The 23,242-nt window shown below is 37.0% G+C and carries 13 protein-coding genes and 2 pseudogenes; 2 read left to right on the top strand and 13 right to left on the bottom strand.

All coding sequences use genetic code 11. From position 1 onward, the window contains the following. Genes V6B33_RS00815 through V6B33_RS00800 form a run of 4 tightly spaced genes read right to left on the bottom strand, consistent with a single transcriptional unit; the run spans position 1 to position 7,982 of the window. Positions 1-2,028 (bottom strand): AAA family ATPase, encoded by a 2,028-nt coding sequence (locus tag V6B33_RS00815; RefSeq protein ID WP_334215842.1) that lies wholly within the window; start codon positions 2,026-2,028, stop codon positions 1-3. Beyond that, the gene (locus V6B33_RS00810; protein WP_334215841.1) at positions 2,025-2,195 is read right to left on the bottom strand and encodes a hypothetical protein; all 171 of its coding nucleotides are present in this window, start codon (positions 2,193-2,195) and stop codon (positions 2,025-2,027) included. The genes V6B33_RS00815 and V6B33_RS00810 overlap by 4 nt, the downstream gene beginning before the upstream one ends. Next, positions 2,192-4,222, bottom strand: coding sequence for a DEAD/DEAH box helicase family protein (locus V6B33_RS00805; RefSeq protein WP_334215840.1), 2,031 nt, complete (start codon positions 4,220-4,222; stop codon positions 2,192-2,194). The genes V6B33_RS00810 and V6B33_RS00805 overlap by 4 nt, the downstream gene beginning before the upstream one ends. Before the next feature lies 1 nt (position 4,223). Further along, complete coding sequence (locus V6B33_RS00800) at positions 4,224-7,982, bottom strand: sigma factor-like helix-turn-helix DNA-binding protein (protein WP_334215839.1); 3,759 nt, start codon at positions 7,980-7,982, stop codon at positions 4,224-4,226. A gap of 280 nt (positions 7,983-8,262) precedes the next feature. Here V6B33_RS00800 and V6B33_RS00795 point away from each other — a divergent pair, with 280 nt between their 5' ends. Next, entirely contained in the window at positions 8,263-10,785 is a 2,523-nt protein-coding gene (locus tag V6B33_RS00795) for a zinc-ribbon domain-containing protein (protein ID WP_334215838.1), read from the top strand. 547 nt (positions 10,786-11,332) lie between these two features. On the opposite strand, the gene V6B33_RS00790 is transcribed toward V6B33_RS00795, so the two are convergent. The 5 genes from V6B33_RS00790 to V6B33_RS00770 form a co-directional block, all read right to left on the bottom strand. Then, complete coding sequence (locus V6B33_RS00790) at positions 11,333-12,013, bottom strand: copper homeostasis protein CutC (protein WP_334215837.1); 681 nt, start codon at positions 12,011-12,013, stop codon at positions 11,333-11,335. Between the two features lie 420 nt (positions 12,014-12,433). Further along, a complete protein-coding gene (locus tag V6B33_RS00785) occupies positions 12,434-13,531 on the bottom strand; it encodes a DUF262 domain-containing protein (RefSeq protein ID WP_334215836.1) in 1,098 nt (365 codons plus the stop codon). A gap of 15 nt (positions 13,532-13,546) precedes the next feature. Further along, positions 13,547-14,323, bottom strand: coding sequence for an FRG domain-containing protein (locus V6B33_RS00780; protein WP_334216396.1), 777 nt, complete (start codon positions 14,321-14,323; stop codon positions 13,547-13,549). Between the two features lie 414 nt (positions 14,324-14,737). Continuing rightward, entirely contained in the window at positions 14,738-16,465 is a 1,728-nt protein-coding gene (gene herA / locus V6B33_RS00775) for an anti-phage-associated helicase HerA (protein ID WP_334215835.1), read from the bottom strand. Position 16,466: 1 nt separating this feature from the next. Beyond that, positions 16,467-17,678 carry a DUF4297 family anti-phage-associated protein gene (locus V6B33_RS00770; protein ID WP_334215834.1) on the bottom strand — a complete coding sequence of 404 codons (1,212 nt, stop codon included), beginning with the start codon at positions 17,676-17,678 and terminating at the stop codon, positions 16,467-16,469. Between the two features lie 200 nt (positions 17,679-17,878). Here V6B33_RS00770 and V6B33_RS00765 point away from each other — a divergent pair, with 200 nt between their 5' ends. Beyond that, positions 17,879-18,151, top strand: coding sequence for a GIY-YIG nuclease family protein (locus V6B33_RS00765; protein WP_334215833.1), 273 nt, complete (start codon positions 17,879-17,881; stop codon positions 18,149-18,151). A gap of 906 nt (positions 18,152-19,057) precedes the next feature. Here V6B33_RS00765 and V6B33_RS00760 read toward each other — a convergent pair. The 4 genes and pseudogenes from V6B33_RS00760 to V6B33_RS00745 all read right to left on the bottom strand — a co-directional run. Next, a pseudogene (locus tag V6B33_RS00760) lies at positions 19,058-19,348 on the bottom strand (DUF819 family protein); the annotation flags it as partial. Then, positions 19,335-19,634 (bottom strand): annotated as a pseudogene (locus V6B33_RS00755) (DUF91 domain-containing protein); the annotation flags it as partial. The pseudogenes V6B33_RS00755 and V6B33_RS00760, both read right to left, overlap by 14 nt. 122 nt (positions 19,635-19,756) lie before the next feature. After that, positions 19,757-22,648: a DEAD/DEAH box helicase gene (locus V6B33_RS00750; protein ID WP_334215832.1), complete on the bottom strand. Its 2,892-nt coding sequence runs from the start codon at positions 22,646-22,648 to the stop codon at positions 19,757-19,759. Between the two features lie 110 nt (positions 22,649-22,758). After that, entirely contained in the window at positions 22,759-23,154 is a 396-nt protein-coding gene (locus V6B33_RS00745; protein ID WP_334215831.1) for a (deoxy)nucleoside triphosphate pyrophosphohydrolase, read from the bottom strand. Positions 23,155-23,242 lie beyond the last annotated feature (88 nt).

Genomic DNA, 23,242 nt, shown 5'->3' with positions numbered 1-23,242 from the left:
TTACCCCCTTGTTGCCATTGCTTCATTTGTATTCATTGGCACAATCTTTGAATAGCCTGTTTTCAGCTGATCAAGCTTATACCACTTGCCTAGTTTATTTGTTGACTTAAATCTCATTTCTTCTGTTTTTGACAGCTCTGTATCAGTTAGCAGCAGGATCCATTGGGAAGTTAACCCTGGTATGTGGTCAATCAGATGATCTCGGTTATTACCACTGATTCTACCAAATGGGGTATCCATAAATAGCGGGAAGTTAATATCCGATGATCCGCCTGCAGCTACTTTTGCAAGTGATGTAATAAACGATAGAGCTACCACTTGCCGCTGGCCTTGAGAAATGTCTTGTGTAATATCGACACCATCCCATCCCAGAACTTTGATTTCATATTTCTCATTGATGTCGATTCGATTAATGAGCTCTTTATCTTTGCGGTCAATCAGTTCTTTGAAGATGGCTGTCGTTTCAGTAGTCAGCTTATGTCTCATTTCATCGCTGTACTCATTAAATACTTTGGCGAATTCTTCCTTCAGGTCATCAATGTATTGAAGCACTTTAGAGTCAATTCGCAGACTTTCATTTTCACGAAGAAGTCTAGAGAATTCTTTCTCTTTAGTCTGAAGATCTTTATCTTTCTGCACCACTTGGTTTTTTAAGCTTTCAATTTCTACCCCAAGCTCATGAAGCATATTCTTTTTACCTTTTAGTGTGGCTTCAAGCTGCTTCAAGTTTTCCTGCTCTTGTGCCTTGTCAGCAATTTCAGCCTCATATTGCTGGAGCTGCTTGTTGATAGATTCGATCCCTTCTTTGATTTCTCTGAACTCCGCCAGTTTACGGTTCATTGCATTCATGATGTCCTCTTCTTCTAGTGTGAAATCATGAAGTCCAGATGTTATAAGGGAAATTAGCGGAGTTAACTCGGAACGCTTAAAGCTGTTTTTCAGTTGTTCAATATGCTGTAAATTTTCCACATGCTTACTTAGGTCATTATTACAGCATGCACACTTATTTTCACGCAGGGATTTTTCAATCACCTCAATGGGAATAAGATCCTTTTGATCAACTAGGATCTGATCAAGATATGTCTTAACAGAAGGGTAGTTGTCCTTCATGGTCAAATTGTACCCATTTGTGACCAACTCAGTTTTTATTTCATCCTTTTTACTTTTCGCCAAGCGGACCTGGATATTCTTTTTCTCCACTGCTGCTGCATGCTTTTCTTGAATTTTTCTTACGTCTTCATTCTCAGCAAGTCTGTTCTCGATATCTTCAATCTCACTCGCACAGGAAACTTTGTTGCTTTCTTTAAAACCGATTTTCTCTTCTGCCGCTTCAATTTCTTTTTTCAAGTCATCAATTTCATTTTGTTTCCTGTTTAAATCAAGACTCTGAGATCCATCCAGCACTCTTTTCTTTTCCGAGCTTTGAAGTTTTTTCAGAATACCAATAGCACTTTCCAGCTTATCGATTTGAAGAAGCTTTACAATCCCTTTCTTAACTTCTTCTCTTACTTTCGTATCACTCTTTGCCAATGTTTCAATTTTCTCGGCATCAAACAGGAAGAAGTCTTTAATACTTTCATCCAAGATTCCGTTCATAATTCTGGATACTTCTGCTGGATCTGTGATAGCATCAGCACTGTAATTCCCTGTTTCGTCTATAATATTCAACGTTACATCTTGAATACGTTCATCGATGGATTCTCCAGATTTAAGCCCCATTACGTTTCTTTCGAGCTCATATTTCTTGCTGAAAGATTCAAATACTACTCTTACACTTGCCTCCACTGGCATATTCGCATTCTCTTCTAATGCCAGAAAGTTGACTAAATGAATTCTCTCACGCGGGTTATCCTGCTGAATATGGGTGCTTCCATAAAGGCCAAACATAAGAGCCCGGAAGATTCCTGTTTTCCCTTTCCCATTTTCACCGAAGATAATCGTGATATTTTTATCTCCATGGGAAAACTCGATCTTCTGGTTTCCATAAAATTGTCTAAAATTCTTTAATTCTATTTCAAGCAGTTTCATTCTTCATCCTCCAATACAATCTCCCTGATCTCATCACGAATTAGAGCTTCTATCTGGGAATTTGATTTTGTACCTGATTCAAGTTCACTCATTATCAGCTTTGCCAGATAGGAGAGGTCCCGGGGGAATTCTTCTATTTTACGGTTTAAATCATTGTTGATTTTCATTCAAATACCTCCATTTTCTTAAACTCTCTATATACTTCCAATGGCAATTTATCCATTAAGTATTCCAACGAGTACTTTCGAAGCTCACGTCCAACCACTTCTCTTGCGTTAAAATTATTGATAGCAAATCTTGAAAACTCAGCAAACCTTGGCAGTTCCTTTGAAGCTACCGACTTATACATTTGCTCAGTCGAGTTATCCGGCAGAACAATAAAATCATAGATTGTTGCCAGGTTTTTATTCGGATACTTTCTCAGTATTCTACCTCTCCGCTGGACAAACTCCCGCGGATTTGACGTACTGGCCAGAAAGTAAGCAGTCTTCGTACTCGGTACGTCGACGCCCTCATCCAGACATTTAATGGCCACCAAGATTTGAATCGCTCCCAGATCAAACGATTCTAATATCTTTGTTCTTTCCTCGAGTGGAACCTTTGAGTCAAACCGGTGGACTCTGTACCCCAATTGAGCAAGCTTGCCCGTTATCACGTCTACTTCTCCAGGTGCGCAATACACAAGAGTATGCGAAACTTCATCACGATCCTTTTGCTCAAACATGGTAAAGAGGGCTTCCTTCTTATTTTCTGCTTTACTAATAAGAAGACTCCGCTTACGGTTTACTTCGCTGATTTCATCCTTGTTTGCTTTTTCATCGCTGTACAAATGAATCAGCCTCTTGGTAAGCTTTTCATAGCTTTCTATCTCCTCATCTGTCAAGCCTACAATGAAAGGATAATAAATATATTCGGTAAGTGCCCCATTCTCGATGGCCTGTTTCATATCATACTCATACACAGGCGGACCAAAGAATTCTTCGATAAAGCGGGTTCCTTCTTCATCCCACCAGCGTTCGGGTGTAGCGGATAGCCCAATCTTCGCTTCGAGATTACCTAATTTATTATCTCTCAGACTTTTCACTCCGAAATAATGGCATTCATCGGCTATAAGAAAACTTTTTCCTCTGACTTTCGCCATTAAGCTATTAAACTCTGAAGATGCAGCTGTTCGGTAAGTAGTAATAACCACATGCTGTTTAATTAATCCTAAATTAAAATCTCTTACATCCGTTTGCAGCTTATTCACCCAGGACTTCTTATTTCCAAAACAATGGGTGAAGTTTTTATAGTTCATCTCTTGACAATTTTTCTCCCATTGTCCTACAAGATGAGTGAACGGAACGATGATAACCAGAAATATACGTCCTTTTTGCTTATAGAATTCATTGGATATAAGCAGACTCGTAATGGTTTTACCGGTCCCGGTCGCCATCTCAAGAATTCCATGCCAATTATTCTGTACGACTGCATCAATCGCTTCCTGTTGATATGGACGGGGTTTAATGACATTAACAGGAGTATTTATTTTCTTCCCCTCCTTTTTATAACCACTAATTTTGTCCTTTACAATGTTTGGTATATCCATAATAGACAGACCATTGGTATTATCCGTCCAAAGATTCTCAAAATCACATTGCATATCGTCGATTCGTTCCTGATCATTTTCACGCCAGAATACATCTATTTTTTCAAAATTATTTTGAATACCGCCGACTGTTTCATTCGCAGACCCTGAGAAGGCTACCCGATTGCCGGACTGATCGTAGAAAATCCCGAATTTCTCATGATATAAACTGTTATTCTTCGTGAAAGCAATTTTTATATCCAGTTTTTCTTGGTAGATCAACCAAGCTAATGTATTTAAGGCATCGTCCCTAATTGTTTCTTCGCTCATTTCAATTTGACGCATAAGAGCTTGGGCGATGACATCACCCTTCGCTTTGTAGCCCAGGCGGATCGCCTCAACATCCTCTACCGTTAAATAGGGATTAGCAATCATTCTAATCCTGCCGTCTCTTTCGATAAATTCTTCCAAGCCTTTAGCAATTACGCTCAAACTGCCACTCGTAAAGTAACCTACCGCACGATCATAATGAATGGACTCACTCAAACATTTATCATAGAAATCCCGGTGAATCTTATCGTTATCTGAGCGATACTTATACTTCAAATCTAAATTATATAGAGACATACTATAACCCCTGCCTTAGTGAAACAATTCCAAGTTCATCAACATTCACTAGATTATCGACACTCTTCAGTTCATGAGGCAGCACTTTGCTTGAAGGACTGTCCTGTTCTCTGAAGATCCCCTTTTCAACTAAGAAATCATATACACTTCGTTCGTGCATATTACCTGAGTACTCATGTTTAAGTACAAAGTGAACCAACTCTTCGAATGAACGGATGCTGCTTTCTTCTTTAACCACAACAATTTTATCGTATCGATAGTCACTAATAATCTTCGTAATGTGACGATATCCATTTTCTACTAGAATGGTTTTCATCAGGAAAGGATTCCATCTGAATCCTATGTGAGGCAGCCTGCGTTTATACCCCGTTAAAGAGTGCAGCGAAATATATTCTTTTCCATTCCTCGCTTCTTCTACGAATTGTACCAGCTCTGAAACGACTGCTTCGGAAACCTCCAGTTTTGATGCGGGATATAGTTTACCAAGGTCAACCTCGACAAACATTTTTTGATCAAGCAGCTTCTTTAATAAGTTTGATGCCATGACCTCTTTATATCCATTACTTACAGCAAAATCCTGCAGTTCTTTTCTAGTTGTTTCTCCATCGAAGCGGTCAATCATGACTTCTTCAAAACTAGTAAACTTACTTCCTTCCAGGTACAAGAAGTTCATGAATCCTCTAAGCTCAGGTATTAGTATTTTCATGACTGATGCCAGCTTTCCGATATCATCTATACCCTTTTTACTTATCAAAGGGGCCAGCTTCGGATTAAACTTAAAGTCATTTAGAAGAGATCCTGCAGTCACATAACCGTCTAAGGACAGCTTTTTCTCGGCAGTCAAAATAAGAAGCTCTATTTCGGTGCTGGTGAGTCCAATTTTTTCAAATAAGATGACTTTATTTTTTCCCCAGGTCACAATTTTGTTTGAACCGGAAATCCCCAGATCTACTTTATACTGCTGCCAGCGAAGCTTTTCTTTCAATACACTTTTATCTGAGAAGCCGCCAACCTCTTCTAGTACCTTCAGCAGACTTTCTTCAATACTTAATTTATTTGCATCGCTCTTAAAGATATTTAAAGTATTGCCTTTTCCGATATCGACCTTTTCATCCAAGTAGTATCGAACAATCGAATATAGATGCTGCTTTGTATTTATCCCGAGGTGCTCTATTCGATCTTTTAATTCGTTGAATACTTCCCCGATATTTACAACATCCGTGTCTTCAAATCGTTCCTCTAAATACTCCTCGATTTCCTGAATAAGCGAGTGATCAAATGATTCTTCATCAAACCACTGGAATGTATTGCTTTCTACCAGTATGACTTTATCAGAATCTCTTAAACGGGCTTCAATTGATCTTACTGTACCTGTGATATCATAATTCAAATGTCTCTTCGCAAGCTTCTGAATGGTTTCATATCCCTCTTCATCAATCAGAAGCGGACCTGAAAGGAAGTCTCTGTAAATCGTCTCTAATACCTCAATCAGGCTCATTCTTCCACTTGAGTAATATTCTCCGTATGACCTGTACCCATAATTCTTAAGAAGCGATTGGATTAAAGGCTGTTCTGGCTGTTCGACTCCTAAAGACTCCAGAAGCTCTTCTAAGGCTGCTTCATACTCACTCAAGTGAATGACATTAGGGAGATCCTCAATAAACTGATCCATTTTCGAAAAGTCTATCTTCTTCTCAATTGAAAAGAAAAAAGCATCCAACTTTTCATAATACGTTAATTTCGCTGTACTCTCTTTTAGAATCTCGACTAAGAATTTATTTTCTTCTCCAATCAGACTCAAAAGCTCTTTTGCTGTGATAAATGAGTGAGATGAAGATAGCAAGGACGTAACTTTATAGAAATAATAATGACCAAGCTGCCAATGTACTTTATTAAGAGCTTTCTTGGCAATTTGACGAATCCTTTCCCGAGTCACATTAAAGTGCTCTCCTGTTGCTTCAAGTGTAAGCTTGTCACCGTACCTCAGCTGCAGTATCCTGTATTGATTACCTTTTAATCCGGTTTGTAATCCTCCCACTACAGATGAAGGATGCTTTGCCATCTTTAACTTTTTGTTTAATGCAAAGATCACTCCTGCATCAAAGTGATTCTCTAATTCATTTATTTCCATCCCATCAATTTCTTCGAGCGTGAGAAGGCTGTCTGTTTGATTCCCTTCAATCTGAAATACATCGATAAGGTTCTTTACTCTGTATTCCTTAAACTCTTCGTATAATTCACAATCCTTAAACTCAATCACTTTAGGGATTTCTTTCCCCCATAGGTTCTTAGTAAGGATTTCTTTAATATCTTCAAACTTCTTTTTCCCTACGCCCGGTGTTTTAGAGAATTCTTCTAATTGCTCAGCCGTTAACTCATTCATTCTCTTAATCCCTTTTCTCTCACAGAAATTACGGAATGCCACCATCTTGGAATCAGCGAATAAATCTGTGATCTCATAGCCCAAGCCTGCAAAAACTTCAGGCTGTGAAGGCAGAGCATTGTATTCCTGTAATTTTTCTTTTACAATTTCAACCCTTCCGGCCCCAACACCTTTTTCCACGGCGTATGCATCGAGCTGCTCATTCGTAATGCCCTCAATAGTTTGAATGTCGTTTTTATAGCAGAAACGGCGAAAGGTATTGAATTTATTTTCTTTAAACACAATCGAAATGGATCGTTCAGAATCCAGATTTTCCGAAAAAGTTTCTCCATACGTGTTCTTTTGAATGATGGCCTGAAGACCATCAAAGACATCCCGTACTTTTTTAAATCCAACACCAGATGCACCGGAGAAGGAGTGAATATGAGATTGTTTAATTTCACCTATAGTCAGAATCGATTCAGTGTGACAAAAACTCAAAAACCGTTTATATTTAGTTTCAGCAAAAACACCCTCTACACGAAGGGCTCCTGCTTCATTGGCAAGACTGCTGTCTGATTGTAAATGGATGCTTGGAAATTTCTCGCGAAGCTCTATTAAACTGGAAAGGGTAATCTCGCTCACCATTTCTTTCACTTCTTGAACATAATCCGTTTTTTTCTTATAGGAATCCTCAAACTCCTTTATTGCTTCACCCGTAAGATCGATCAGCTTTTTCAACCCTTTAAGCTCGCAGAAGTTCAGGAATGAGTTAAACTTTTTCGAGTGAAAGACTATATGAATAGGCGTATGAAGAAAGAATTGTTCGATCTTGAAGAGAACTGCATCTTCTTCAATAGCTTTACCTTCACTTGTTTTATCTTCACTTACTGAGGCAGCTGGAATTTCTGCTGTCTGGGAAGACCTGTTTCCATCCAGGCTATCTATATCAAATCCAGCTTTCTTAAACTCTGTTTCAAGAGAAGACACATCCAAATTAGCGTTTAACAGCTTAAAGCCTCTTAAAGGAATCTTGTGAAAAAACAGATCGTTGTCTACTTGAAATCGCTGAATAAAACCCGATAAGCCAAACAAGCTGAAATCCACTTGCTGATACCGTTCAGAATGACTCTCCGCTACTATATAGCTTGACATCTTAGGGGAATAATTAGGTAAAAGACTATTAGGTTTTTCCGTATGGAATTTAAAGCCGCGCAGTGACAATTCATCCTTCACACTTAGAAAGCGGTTACGATCCTGCCCATACAAATTTCTTAAGTAATCTAACGAGATTCTATTAACTACAACATGGCTATTATTTCGCAGATCTTCTAGATTACTGCTATGTAATTCAGATAATTGATTGATATTTTTGGGGAATTGAATATAGTCTTGCATCTTGTCCTCCAAGTATTACATTTATGTAACATATTTTACTACAATAAGGATGTATGATCTATAGATGTGAAATATTGGCTGCTGTGTTCCAATAATAGGTTACTATATTCCCTTAACGAATTTTTGTTGAGCTTGGGTTTTTTAAATAAAAAATTTAATAGGTAAACTACCAAGTTCCTTTCCCTTTCGACATAGGAAGTATTTGGAACAACCCTCCCCTAAAGTACTGTGATAAATTGTCTATAGATAAGATATAATAACCTGACTTGGAGATGTACAGATGAATCTTGAAGAAATCTTCGCTAAAAATCCTTCATTGAAGACCCAGTGGCACGACGGGAAAAACGTAGATATAGAAACAAACAACATACGTTTGAAAGACAAGGCCTGGTGGATATGCGACGCTTCTCATGAATGGGAGGCTGCATTTTCTAACAGAGTAAAGGGGAGCGGCTGTCCTTATTGCGCTGGTAAAAAAGTTACATATGAAGATAGTCTGAAAGGGAAGTTTCCAGATTTAGCAAAGGAATGGCATGCTGATAAGAACACTAAACAGCCGGAAACAGTTTCTCCGGGTTCCCATAAGAAAGCATGGTGGATCTGTGCAAGCGGACACGAGTGGGAAACACGCATCAACGTACGATCAGCTGGTTCCAAATGTCCCTATTGCTCTGGAAGACTTGCCGATAATAAGAATAACTTAGAAGTATTATGCCCCCACATTTCCATAGACTGGCATCCTGATAATAATGAAAAGCAGCCATCAGATTTTTTGCCATTAAGTAATAAAGTGGTTTGGTGGTTATGTGTAAACGGTCATGAGTGGCAGGAAAATATCAAAGTTCGGAGCCAACAGCAGGGCTGTCCCTATTGCTTAAAGAAAAGGCCGAGTCCCGAGTATAACTTAGCAATCCTTTATCCCAACATTTCCGATGAATGGCACCCAACTAAGAACCTTGATCTTATACCTTCCGAAGTCATGCCGTTCACCTCCAAACGGAAAGCTTGGTGGCTGTGCAGTAAGGGACATGAGTGGGAGGAAACCATCGGTCACCGGACGAAGGATGGTCTCGGGTGCCCTTACTGTAACAGACGGAAAGCAAACGAAGGGAACAGCATTGTTGCCACCCATCCAGACTTGGTCAAGGAATGGCATCCTGATCTTAATGAAGGGCTGACTCCTTCCCAAGTATTATCCGGGACAGAGAAGAAAGTGTGGTGGAAGTGCCGGAAAGGACATGAGTGGAGGGCAGCCGTCAATGACCGTGCCAGAAAGAAAACAGGATGTCCTTACTGTGCAGGCCAAAAAGTAACACACGATAACAACCTGGCATTCCTACGGCCCGACCTTGCAAAACAGTGGCACCCTTCTAAAAATGAGAACATTACACCATACGATGTTACGACCCGTTCAGCTAAAAAAGTATGGTGGATCTGTGAAAAAGGACATTCTTGGGAAGCACCGGTATTTTATCGGGATAGGGGCAACGGATGCAGCTACTGCTCACATCAATCCACTTCCTTTCCTGAACAGGCACTATTTTATTACTTAAAAATGGTTTTCCCTAAAATAGAAGGGGCTTTTGCCTATAATCCTGACACCAAAGAGAGTGTAGACATTTATCTATCAAATAAATATGCACCTCTCCTCGACCCCATTGCCGGTGTAGCGATAGAGTACGACGGTGTCTATTACCATAAGGATAGGGTGGAATCTGATCAGCTTAAAAATGATTATTTAAATTCTAAAAATATTGTCATCATTCGAATTAGAGAATCTGGATTACCGGGTCTGACTCGCCATGAAAAATATATAGAAATCCACAGAGATCTGAAAGACCCTTATTCAGATGTCATCCGCATGTGTCTGAAAGCACTGGCGTTGTTCACGAAAGAGGATGCCGGTTCTAAGCTAAAAACACTAGACATTGATGTTGATCGTGATGAACTGAAAATCATTGAGATGTACAAACAGAAAATTGAAGAACAAAGTATTGCCTCTCATGAGGTATTGGCTGATCAATGGCATGGAGCGAAAAATGAGAACATTGATCCAAGAGCCATCAAATTAGGTTCGCAGCTGCGTGTTTGGTGGGATTGTGACAATGGCCATGAATGGCAAACCAGAGTTTCTCACCGTGCTGCCGGGCGGGGATGTCCTTTCTGCAATAGCTTTAGCGTGGGAGAAGACAATAACCTCGAAGTGTTAATGCCTGACCTGGCAAAAGAGTGGCACCCGACGAAGAATCATGATTTATTGCCAACCGATGTGTCTCCAGGATCAGGGAAATATGCATGGTGGATCTGTGATAAAAAACACGAATGGGAAGCCAGAATTGGAAGCCGTGCCGAAGGTGTAGGCTGTCCATACTGCGCAGGAAAAAGGGTAAGCAGCGATAATTGCCTTGCAGCTATGCGACCGGATATTGCAGCTGAATGGCATCCTTCGAAAAATGGTGAACTAACACCGCAGCAAGTTGTACCAGGATCGAGTAAACAAATTTACTGGCGATGCACGAATGGTCATGAGTGGAAAGCGAAAATCCATCATAGAAATGAAGGTAGAGCCGGCTGTTCCCAATGTAAAGAGGAGGCAAACTCGCTAGAGACCCTTCATCCGGATATCGCGTCTTTTTGGGATCAACAGCAAAACAAACCGCTTCTTCCCCATAAAATCACGCCCGGTATGAACAAAATTGTCTGGTGGTCATGCCGCTGCGGTCATTCCTGGCAAGCCGGGATCAGGAATATGGTACGTCGGAAACATAAGTGTCCGGAATGTAAAAGTATTGATAATAGGTAATTGAAAAGTTTATTTATTTAGTTCGTAGCCAACTGCCCGCATGCCGATCAAATCCAACTAGATTCATGTGTAAAACGGTAAACTATATTAAAGATATATAATAGGGATGATATTCTGGCGCCGGGGGACAGGCCCCTATAATTCAATTCCGCGAGCATTATAGTACGGGCGTTGGATAAAGGCTGTGCTTGCATAACTGTTTCACGATCATATTTAAAAAGCCTGTGACCATTTTGGTTACAGGCTTTTTTTGTTATAGACCATTACGGAAACACCCTATAATTCATTATCCTCAACTCCTTCAAACTCAACATCAATAAAATCAGGAAATATTTTACGCAGCTCATAAAATCTACTTTAACTTCCTCTTCTGACAAGACAAGTAGCACTTCGGACCTGACCCCCAATACACTAAAGCTTCACCGTACCGGAGGGCAGGCCCATACCAAAGTTGATGATGTGGTTCATTTCTTCATAAAAAAGAGAAAAGTAGAGCAGGAACCTTCCCACTATACTCTTCCTATGCTTCTTTTCTCATCTATGCTTGTCAACCTTTTACCAGTTGAACAATTTCTTTCGCTTTTTCCAGATGAATTCCTTCGATCGGACTTTGATTTTTTCGCACGGCTGTACCAAAATGATAATAGCCTGTATTTACTGTTGAATGAACAGAACAAATATTGCTTGCATTTAATCCACTTCCCACCAAGATTGAAATATGTTCACATACTGTTTTCATTTCCTGTATGGTTTGCAAGCGTCCGGAAAATTCACCCTTTCCGCCAGAGGTTAAAATCGTTGTTATTTCTTTGTATTGAGCTAATGTTTTAACCGCCTGAACGGGATTGTTTGTACAATCTACTGCCCGATGAATTGTAACTTCCAATCCACTGCATTCAGCCAATAATTCTTCAAGCATGTGTTGGTTGACTTCATGTTTCTCATTCAACACTCCAAGTACCACACCATTTGCACCTAATGAACGGATTATGTTTATATCATTTTTCATGATCAAAAAGTCGTCATAAGAGTAACAAAATGATTGACTATGCGGTCTTACCATCACATTGACCGGAATACTTACACGGTTAACTGCTGCTTCGATTAAGGAGTGACTTGGCGTTAAGCCGCCCTCTGTTAAAGCGGATACCAGCTCAATCCGATCTGCCCCGGAATGTTCAATTAAAATAGTATCTTCTAACGTTGTCGCAATAAATTCTATGTACATCGTATCAACCTTTCTTATGCTTCCTGCCCATATACGTTTAAGGCGTTGCTTCTTATTGGATTATATCTTCCCTTCGCTAATCAGGCTGCCTCCATACCTTTTTAAGCACTATTTGGCCTAAACTTCTGGCAGGCAAACAGATCCTAGACTAGCGAAAAAAATTTATTTTGTGTGAGCGATATGCCCCTTCCACATTTATGCAAAATGAAGCAAGAGAACCGGCCCCATGATTCACGAGAACGGTTCTTGTATTTTGGAAGCAAGAAATCCTTCCCTATGCTGCATTTGAGAAGTATTTCCTCAATTAACAAGTTTATTTGTTGTAGTTACTTTTAAATAATGTTAGATAAAAAACACACACTAGTAGGGTAAAACTTTATTTTTCATGCCATATTAATAATTACAGAAATACCTTACTATCTATTCCAGTTCGAATGAATAGTCAAAAGTTGTTTTTAAGTTAAGTTTTCCATTTTTGAAAAGTTCATAACAGTATTGGATTATTTTCAGACGATTCTCTAGAGATTCTTTAGTTGTAGTACCTTGCTGGTTTAACAAATCAAATTCCAATAAAGTTTCGTTTTTCAGTTGATCATCCTCCAGAGTCCTATTATCTTTCCTTAAATCCTCAAAATAACTAATAAAGCTTCTAATTTCAGCACTTTCATTTTGGTCATATTGAAAGTAGAACAAATAATAAACTGGTATGTTAGTTTTAGTCTTTAGAAGCCCGTTAGTCCCATTGAACAATTCACTAAAATGATTTAAGTTAACAATAAATTTATCTAAATTATAAATTAATTCTTCAGTTCTGGCTCTTTCTGTGTCAACAATTTTATCCAAATTAGATTTATTTAAAGCAATAGCACTCATTTCATTAGAATCGATTAAGAATAATTTTAAAGCTAAATCATAATAATCATATCTTTTGTCCTTAAATTCCAGAATTTCAAAAAATAAATGACCTTCTACTAGTTTTTTTATTTCATCATTTAAAAACCCATATTTAGCATATCTTTTTTCAGCATTAGTAAGATGTTTTCCTTCATTCAAACGTAAGAACAGTTCTTCAATTCTCTCCTTTTCATCAGTTTCTACTAAAACTATATCTAAAATATATTGCTCAAAGTATTTTCTTAAATCTGGGTACATGTAAACTATCTCACTGTATGTTTTATTACTAACTTCTAAATCTGGCATATCAATAATATTGAAATTTTTACTTGTTTTGAATTTATTATCTAGAAAATCAAATATCGCATGAAATCTTTGTTTACCATCTATAATAGCGTAAAGATATTCCTCAGGATTTAATATATTTCCTCTGGTAAAAAAATAACTAACATAAAACTTTGGTAAATCGTATTTATTAAAAATACTATCAATTAATAATTGCTTACTTTGTATTGCCCAAATACCACTTACCCTTTGATAAACAGGATTAAAGTCTATTTTATTTTCTTTATCGTTCAAATACCACTCATATATAGTAGAACTTATTTTTTTTGTAATAAACAAGAGTTTCCCTCCTTCTTATTTATTTTTTAATTCACGCTCAATTTCTTTAGCGATTGAATCTAATCCTGGGTAGAGACTATTCTCGTTCACACCAAATCGAATTAGTTCCTGTTTTATTCTATCGATACTTTGTTTCTTAATTACAATTCTATAAAGAAATTGATCATGGTTTTCAGTTTCTTCTAAAGGTTTTAAATCGCTAGAAGGTTGAGGGAATAGTGTAAAGACTCCTTTTTGAGAAATTATTCTATCACTATTCATTGACCCTATTACTGAGATCGGATGTTGCATGTTATACATTGCTGCACCAGTTAGTAAATGTTTTGGTTTCATTCCAAAATGTTCCTTAATTCGTTCTTCTTCAACATTAGGAATAAACTTATAATCTCTAAAAGCATTAAACTGTGTATTTAGTCCAAAAGGATTTAATAACCATACACAAGCGTCTTCTTCATGATTATCCCCTGTAGTCCTTTTCTCTACAGCAAATGCTAATGCTATTAATGCATCCTCTGACCAGTCAAGCAATCTTGTGGGTACCCCATGGTGTTGCATTAGAAATAACCAATCCCATTCTGTTTCAGGCTTATATTTCAAAAAAGGTACGCCTTTAGCCTTAAACCTTAAGAACAAATCGTATTCAAGATATTCTTGTTCTGTTTCTCTATATATTGAAGGTAAGAGCTTATATTTATCGTTTATCTTAGATTGTCCTCTATACCATATTCTTTCTATTTGGCCTGAATTAAATACTTCATTTATTTTATTTAAATATTCTGATACTGAATTCACTTCCAAGAAAAGTCCCCCTTTTTATAGGCTAATATTACCATACCAGAAAAATATATTATGTGGAGGAAATATTATAAATACTTTTTAAACTCTATGGGAAGTCCTAATTTACTTAAACGCGCTAAAGAAAAACACCACCTCTCCCAATACGCAATGTGATGTTTTTCCGAAAAAATCATAATTTATAAATAAACTGGAACAAAGGGACAGATGTACTATAAGCACCAAAAAACCAGGGACAAGGTCTCCCTTGTCCCCTAAAAATGGCTTTTAAAAATCCTTGGGAGACAGGGACAGGTTCATTGTACTTTTACAAAAATTAGGCCGAGCTAAGTGTCACCTGGTCTCCAAAAGACGAAATACGTCTCCTATGAAAGCACCAATTGTTTAATCATAATCTAAACAATATCCTGATTACTTATACCACTCATCTTTAATTCGCTTTAGCTCTAATTTCTTCCATTCTTCTCTCCATAAATCCCAATAAGGAATGTCGTTTGATGATGGGGGCAGTTCACACTGATCTATCTGAACGATAGATGGGAGAACAACCGAATCTCCGATTAGTAGTGCTTCACCAGCTTTTAGAGACGGCATTTTCTCAATAAGATTTCCTAATGTATCGGGTAAAAGTTTCTTAACATAGTTTTGATCATGTGGATTTGTTAGTCTCATTGCTATAAAATTGTTACATTGAGAAAAAATTGTTTCGGATAATTCTGATGGTCTTTGGCTTGATAGTAATAATGATACTCCATATTTCCTTCCTTCTTTAGCTATTCTTTCAATTGAACTTTTAGAGGAACGGTACTTAGATAAATCACTATTGGGAACATATTTATGAGCTTCTTCATAAACTAAGAGAATTGGAGCATCATTATTAATCGTTTCACTTTGATTTTCCTCGCATCTTAATCTTTTATAGAAATACCCATATTCAAAAATTATCCTAGAAATGAGCGAAACTGTAATACTAAGAACTTCAAATGGAACTCCACTTAAATCTATTACAGTAATATTTGACTCTGAACCGTCGTTGTACCCTAATAAATTCTTCAAAGTGTCTTCAAATGTAATCTTTTTAGACTTTTCACCTAGAAGAAAATCATATCTTTTATCATTAATTTTATTTTCTAATCGATTTAAAAAGTTTATTAATTTTCCGTTAACGCCAGCTGCTGATGTTCCGACAGGCTTTAAGTTTTCATTAAACAGTCTGTGTTGACTTTCTTCCCAAAATGTAAATTCTTCTCCATTTTCATCTTCCCATTTAATATTATTATCCTTGTTTTTTCTTTCAATATTTTTATATTTTAAGTATTGTAATATTTCTGCTAAATCGAAGAAAACTGGTGAATCAAAATGTATTTTTTCTCTATCTTCCTTACTCCCACCCAACTTTAGTTTACGGTTCTGTACAATCGCTTCTTTAAATACGTTTCTTTGATTATGATCATTGGCTTCTGTATCCAGAAAAAGTTCTTCCAGTTCTTCGCTATTTAATAGCCAGTAAGGCAAGGTCAAACTATTAATATCAAAGTAGTTTGCGTCAGGAAATGCCGACTTGTATTCTGAGTGAATATCAAAAAGAATGATATGCGAATTGTTTATGGAAGAATATTCACCAATCTTTTCAGAAACTGCTTTCTGTAAAATTGTTGATAAAGTATGTGACTTTCCAGAACCTGTTGAACCGACTATTGCAATATGTTTATTAAAGAACTTGTTACCATTTACCGGTACCCTGACGTTGCGGTTAGTTGATAAAGAAGAAAAGGTAAGATCCTCATTATTATTAGAAGGGTGACTATAAATTTTTCTGATTTCTTCTTCTGTTGCAGGTTCTACCTTTTTAGGAGGTATAGCAATTGAATCTCCTCCTCTAATAAACTTGTCACCCTTTATTAATCCCAAAGGTATTGATTCAATAATATAATCTCTTTTACCTTGATTTGTTACCTCTATAGAAAAATTTTCTATTATAGTAATAAGAACTGAGTTTTCGTTATCCATTACTCTTAAATATGATCCAACCCTTAATGTTTCATCTGCTATTCTGAAGTTTTCCAAGTCGTCTACCACTATTTTTACTCTGTTGGGATAAACCGCTATAACCTCTGCATTTACTTCTTTTACAGCCATATCATATAATCTCCTTTATATCCTTAATTTCATCAATCTGAATTTTAATATGTTTAATTTCTTGATGAGTATTAGTGTAATAGGAGTTTTCGATATAAAATTGATAAACCTCTTTCGTTTTATTTGCCTCTTTAAGTGTTAAGTTTAGATAATCAATCTGGTTCAATATTTTTAGTTTTATTTGGTTATAATGATTGGCTGACTCACATATTGACTCTGGAGAAAAGGAAGCTCCTGAAAAATCAAAACCATCTGATATTTTAAACCCTTCTCTATATAGTTCTGATTTAAGACTGATTAATTCTTTATCAGGAATATTATGGATATAAACATACGGGCAAAATGGTGTTTGAGCCCTCTTCGAAAAATTCGACCATTTTCTTGAAATCAAGAATAGTAATTCTTTAAATTCCGCCCGTAAATAATTCCTCTCATCAATTTCAATTAAAAAAAATCTTTCAAACGGAGATGTATTTAAAGATGTAAAGTATTCTTTTCTTAGATTAGCTAAAAATTCCTTCTTTCCTTTTAACGCAATGAACCACTCATTAAATAATAAATTTTTATTATCAATTTTATCTAAGAATTGCCTTTTAGATATGTATCTATCCTCTATCCTATCCTGAATTGCCAGTTCTTTAATTACTTTCAGACCATTATTATAGAAGTAATGGTCTGCTTGAAAACTGCTACAATTAAATAACTTCTTAAGTGAATCAATAATCTTATCATATTGATCAACATAGCTAGCTGCATCGATATTAATATTAAGCTTTTGAATGAAATCTTCTAAGTCTGTGTCGTCAAGTCCAAGTTCAATATGATATTCATGTTTAACTTTTTGGCTTGTGTAAGTAAGGAAATGTTTTTTTAGATACTCTACCGATATAGGCATTTTAAGTTTATTTTGACCACACTTGTAGTGACCATTTAAATAGTAGTTGACTTGCTTTTTATTTCCTTCTTTCACTTGTTGAAAGTGATTAAGCATTAACCTTATAGGTTTTGCGATAATTGAATGATTATATTCACTTTTTGCATAATATTTACATTGTATTGCCATTTCTTCGTCTGAGGTTTTAACATCAACATCCTCAATTCCTTCAACTGTAATTGAGTCTTCCATATTATCCAAATTAAGGAGGTTAAATATAGTATAGTCAAATTGATAAACATACCCTAGAATTGTTTCTGTTGCAGATCTTTTACTCATTTCATTCTCCTTATGAATAGGGGAAATTTCATATCATAAAAATGTTACATGTCATAACTGAGGAAATCCTGACTTATCTTTCTGATTAATTTGTACAATAAATATATACTTCGACAAAACCTTATATAAATCCTACAAAAATGGTTAAATAATACAAAAATATTATATACTATTTTAAATGAGACAATGAAGTTAAGAGAATGAACGAACTTATTGTAGAAAAGAAAGGTTTCAGTCGTGAACATCTCGATCAAGTAAAAACAGTCCACTTAAACAACTATCCAATCATATATATTCTTTATAATGACAAGAAAAAGCCCTCTGCCTATATAGGACAAACGGTTCAAGCTGCTCGGCATTTGAAGAGTCATTTAGAAAATAGTAGGCGGAAGAACTTAAATCGTTCGATCTTAATTGGTCATGAGAAGTTTAATCAGTCGGCGACTTATATAATATCGAGTCTAATCTTATAAACTTCTTTTTTTTGCCGATAATCGCTACCAGCTGCAGTATGCGAGCCAGACGAATTCCAGGGAAGTGCATAACAATTACAAGAAGTCTTTTTATAAAGAGGAGCTTTTTCAAGAGATTTGGGAGAAACTCAGGAAGCACGGGAACGGTTATCGTGAACAAATCCCACTCTATCCTACCTTCCATGGTGAGCAATTTTCCCAACAAAAAATGAAAAGCAGAGTGGGAACCGTCCCCACTCTGCCTACGGTAATACTCTATACCTCAATATCCTCCACCTCTTCAAACTCAACATCAATAATCTCAGGAAATTCTTTACGCAACTCATAAAATTCTTCTATAACTTCCTCTTCTGTCATAACAAGGGTTTCTGATAACATTACGGCCAATCTTTTGCCCATGGGTCTCATTGTGGTATAAGTAATGGAGCCAGATATTACTCCCCCTACAACTGGGATTGCTTTAGAAAGACCCTTGGCAAATGTCTCTTTGGTGAGCTTTACGCCTATATATCCGGCAATCTTCTTAATAATCGGGTAGTAAACTGTTTTCGTTAATGCTTTTTGAGGCGACTTTTTCAATACCTGCTTAGATAGGCTTGAGGACAGGAATTTAATTGCTGAAGTGGAGCCCCCCACTCCAAACATGACACCTAACAAAACGATGATTTTATCCCGTGCTCTCTCTGTATCCAGGTGTTCCTCCAACCATAAGTCGTGATGTCCATATAAATAGGCCAATTCTTGTGCGAGCATCATGGCTATCCCGTAGAATTGGATGACATCCCCGGGGATCGTCCCTGCCATGGCAAGCCCTCCCGAAAGCCCGGCCCCAAATGAGATGGATGTACTGGTCAACGTTCTTTTATGAATGATCGACTTAGCAATGTTATCAATTTCCTTCCTAGCTACCCCTGCAACCGTACCGATCGAGCTGATCAAAAAGATAATCAGCAACCGTCTGCTTTCCTGCCAGATCCGTTTAAAGTTCACATGAAAAAGCAGCAGCGGAATCGCGAGCGGAATGATAAACGTCCAAACCGTATCATAAACCGGCGACGCTGTACGAATAATTCCGGTATTTGATAGAATAATAGCCCCGATCAGCGCAACAATTGCACCCGAAATTTTCGCTGCCAAACTGTAGCGTTGCTCTAAGTAGATACTTGCTGAAGCCCACACAACATTCAGCTTTATGATCTAATAGCCAATCAAGATAGAATAAACCTTGATTGATAACATTTTCATTCATTGTTCTTTTATATTCAATTATTACAGGAGAATTATTCTCATAAATCCCCAAAGTGTCAATTCTTCCTGCATGACGTTTACCTGTGCTATATTCTAAAGCCAAAAAACGCACACCGAGAAAAGTGTCTAGGTGTTTTTCAATTATATTTTGTAATGACTTTTCAATAGCAATTGATTGCCCCTCAAGCTCATCAATGTTATTATCGTTTAACCTAAATAGTTTAATGTCACCCACAATTAATCCCCTCCGTACCTTCATTTATTTATATCACCTTAAGTTGTCTATTTGTTATGGCTAGTTTCTTATGCATTCAAAAGAAGTCAGTTAATCAACTGACTCCCTTTCCTAAACTCAAGTTACTCCTCAATCAAATAATGATACAAAGAACCCTCCACCTCATCCTCCAACACCATATTCATCCGAACAACCGGCAATTTCTTACCGTTCTTATCTAACATGGTCGTCTGTTCCTCACTATTCTCTTCAGGCACAGCCTTACCAATATAATAAAAATCGGTTCCCTCATCGTCGTCTTTTTTCACAAAAAGGTGTAGATCTAGCCCTAGGTTTACAGCATTAATAATCTTTCTTACCTCTTGAGAATCCAATGTACGGTTACTACGGGTGTACCATCTAAACACTTCTTGGTTGATGAATTCATCCCCATATTTCACACTTGATTCCACATCTTCGTTTTTATGATAAGTAACAAAGATCGGACAGGTCCCATGCTTAGGTTTATAACCATACATGGTTGAGCTCTCATCATTTTGCCAGTTTAATAGCTTACATGCATCTTTACGCGAGTATTTTTGGTACAAGGTTAGTTGTTCTGAGCAATTGTAAGAAAGACTCTTTTCTTCTGCCGTTTTGATTAAGTCATATACTAATGATATAAAATGTTTATTGTTGCCAAGACTTTCAACGATTCGATCATTAAAACGGTAGTGTCCTTCCTCTTTCAGCACAATTGGTTCTTCACCATATTTCTTTACCGCTGCTTGGGTGAAGAATGACAGATCCATTACTCTTTCTACGGAAGTCAAAGTCTCTGAATCTGATTTGCATCCCACTAAGGACAATTCTTCTACATACTCACCGCGTGAGAGTTCTCGCCTTCCCAATAACATTTTTACTAAAACAATCTCATGCTTCCTCTTGCCATTCAAAATTTCTTGAGAAAGCATCGTTAACACTTCGTTTTCGTACTTAGATAGTACAGGCACTTCTTCTTTCACTTTTTCTAAAAACGTCTGGTAATTCGATTTCATTTCATTCACGATGACACAAGGATCAATTGAATTATAGGTAACAAAATCATACAAATATGGCACTCTACCAATTTTATTTTTCAACTCAACGTAAGCGTCCCGCAGGATTTTCAAGGATGTTAACTTCGTATCATTAATGGACTTGAAAATTTGTTTTTTAGCAATCTCTTCAAAGTTAATCGTAGATACACCTTTAATATAGCAAGTATCCTTTGTATTCCGACGAATGTTATCTTTATTCTGAGACCGATCACCTGATAAAGCGACTGGGATCAAGTAGTTATTCTTGTAGGTCCCAATGAAATCGATTACTGTTACATACTCTTTACTCTCATGCTTCCTTAGGCCACGGCCTAACTGTTGAATGAAGATAATACTTGATTGAGTTTGTCTTAGCATGACGACTTGATTGATGCTTGGGATGTCGACACCCTCATTAAAGATATCTACCGTAATGATGTAATCAAGTTGACCATTTTCTAACTCATTGACCCGACGTATTCTCTCCTCTTGGGAGTGATCCCCTAATAATACTACTGTCTTAAGCCCTCTCTCATTCAGAACTTTAGAAAGTTCGGTTGCTTCTTCTTTTCGACTACAGAACATTAACCCTCTTACCTTGTCACCAGAATGACCATAGTACTCTATCTTCTCGAGGATATGCTCAACTCTTTCTTCAGTTACAAGCTTGGCTAAAGCAGCTGTTTCATCTAACAACTCACCATTGAACTCATAATCTGTTACCCCAAAGTAATGAAAAGGGCATAGCATGTCTTCTTCAAGTGCTTCCTGCAATCTAATCTCATAAGCGATATTGTAATCAAATAACGAATAGATATTGAAATCGTCTGTTCTCTCTGGAGTAGCTGTCATGCCCATGAGGAATTTTGGTTTGAAGTATTCCATAACCTTCTTATAAGATTTTGCTCCTGCTTTATGCACTTCATCGATTAACACATAGTCGAATTCAGCAGGTACAAATTGATTCAGGATATAATCCTTAGACAGTGTATAAATTGAAGCAAAAAGATACCTTGCTTCGTTTTGCTTCGAATTACCGGATAAAATTCCGAAATCTCGCTCAATGCCACCTAATACCTTTTGGAAATCCGATTTCGCCTTTTGCAAAATTTGTTCCCGATGAACGATAAATAGCATTTTCTTTGGTGCAAAACGTCTAACATCAAATGCAGATAAATAGGTTTTTCCTGTACCAGTAGCGGAAATAACCAATGCCTTATCTTTTCCTTCTGCTCTTACTCGTTGAATACTCTTTAAGGCAGCTTCTTGCATAGCATTAGGCACTATCTCTACTGCATCCTTCAAAGAGTTCACCTGATATTGTACGGGATGCTCAATAACATTCTGGATGTTTGGTAGATTTGTCGCTTGGTATGTTTTTTCATACTGCTCAACCCACTCAGTAGTCAGATCAACCGCTTCATCCCAAACTTCTTCAAACTGATCAATGAAGTGATGAATAATCTCTCCTTTTTCATGTGAATTCAACTTCACGTTCCACTCGTAGTTTGCTTTTAATGCCTGGGCTGTTAAATTTGAGCTACCAACAATTAAAGAATAATGAGTACTATGTTTAAATATGTAACCCTTGGCATGGAATCCCTTCAGGTTGGTTAATTTCACTTCAACATTCGAGATCTTCATCAGCTCTCGAAATACATTCGGCTGATTAAATTGAAGAAATGTAGATGTAAGAATTCTCCCTTTGATCCCCTTTTGTTTTAGATCCCAAAGGAGTGCCTTTAACGTAGCTAAACCGCTTTCCGTGATAAAAGCAACTGAGAAAAAGAAATCCTCACAATGATTTAATTCTTCAAGTATTGTAGAAAGGATATTTTTATTACTCTTAGCATTGTTAATCAACAACTGTGGTTTGTATCGAGTTGATCTACCATGAGCATGATCAATAAATCCCTTATATATTGAGTCCGTTAAGTTTTCAACAAAGTTTACCATTAATATCTCCATTCATTTCCAGTATTATAGTAAAATTGTAATCTTAATTTCCAAGACTGTAAACCGTATCCATAAAGAAAAGCTACCCAAATGATGGATAGCTTTTCCGGTCATGCATATACTTTTGCGATTTTTCCAATGGCAGGTATGTCTGCTGGTGCCCATTCAAGAGTATGTAACTCATCGGGTGCTAACCATTTAATAGCTGAGTGTTCAGTTAAGACTGGTTCTCCTTCGACCAGCTTGCAATGGTATGTAGTCAAGTGAACAATGCCAAAATCATACTCATGAACCGTATGTTCTATGTTTTCACCAATTTCAATTGAACAATGCATTTCCTCTTGAATTTCTCGTTTTAAAGCCTCTTCTGGTTTCTCACCTTTTTCAATCTTTCCACCTGGGAATTCCCACAGAAGAGGTAATGACTTTTCGGTACCTCTTTGGGCGCAGAGAACTTTATTATCTTTAAAGATGACTGCTCCTACTACATATATGTCTTTTTTCATTATGTCCTCCTTGGAGTAAAGATTCCATTATACGAAATAGAATAACATACGGGTTAATGTACTACAATGCGTCGGTTTTAAAAATAGC

Source organism: Mangrovibacillus sp. Mu-81 (assembly GCF_036867415.1).
GTDB lineage: Bacteria > Bacillota > Bacilli > Bacillales > Bacillaceae_B > Rossellomorea.
Note: the sequence above shows the minus strand (reverse complement) of the source record. Positions and strands in the feature narration are given on the sequence as shown.

Coding starts and splice junctions, on each gene's coding strand:
- V6B33_RS00810 (WP_334215841.1), bottom strand. CDS start 2,195: ATGAAAATCAACAATGATTTAAACCGTAAAATAGAAGAATTCCCCCGG.
- V6B33_RS00750 (WP_334215832.1), bottom strand. CDS start 22,648: ATGGTAAACTTTGTTGAAAACTTAACGGACTCAATATATAAGGGATTT.
- V6B33_RS00815 (WP_334215842.1), bottom strand. CDS start 2,028: ATGAAACTGCTTGAAATAGAATTAAAGAATTTTAGACAATTTTATGGA.
- V6B33_RS00790 (WP_334215837.1), bottom strand. CDS start 12,013: ATGTACATAGAATTTATTGCGACAACGTTAGAAGATACTATTTTAATT.
- V6B33_RS00795 (WP_334215838.1), top strand. CDS start 8,263: ATGAATCTTGAAGAAATCTTCGCTAAAAATCCTTCATTGAAGACCCAG.
- V6B33_RS00800 (WP_334215839.1), bottom strand. CDS start 7,982: ATGCAAGACTATATTCAATTCCCCAAAAATATCAATCAATTATCTGAA.
- herA (WP_334215835.1), bottom strand. CDS start 16,465: ATGGCTGTAAAAGAAGTAAATGCAGAGGTTATAGCGGTTTATCCCAAC.
- V6B33_RS00805 (WP_334215840.1), bottom strand. CDS start 4,222: ATGTCTCTATATAATTTAGATTTGAAGTATAAGTATCGCTCAGATAAC.
- V6B33_RS00770 (WP_334215834.1), bottom strand. CDS start 17,678: ATGAGTAAAAGATCTGCAACAGAAACAATTCTAGGGTATGTTTATCAA.
- V6B33_RS00765 (WP_334215833.1), top strand. CDS start 17,879: ATGAACGAACTTATTGTAGAAAAGAAAGGTTTCAGTCGTGAACATCTC.
- V6B33_RS00745 (WP_334215831.1), bottom strand. CDS start 23,154: ATGAAAAAAGACATATATGTAGTAGGAGCAGTCATCTTTAAAGATAAT.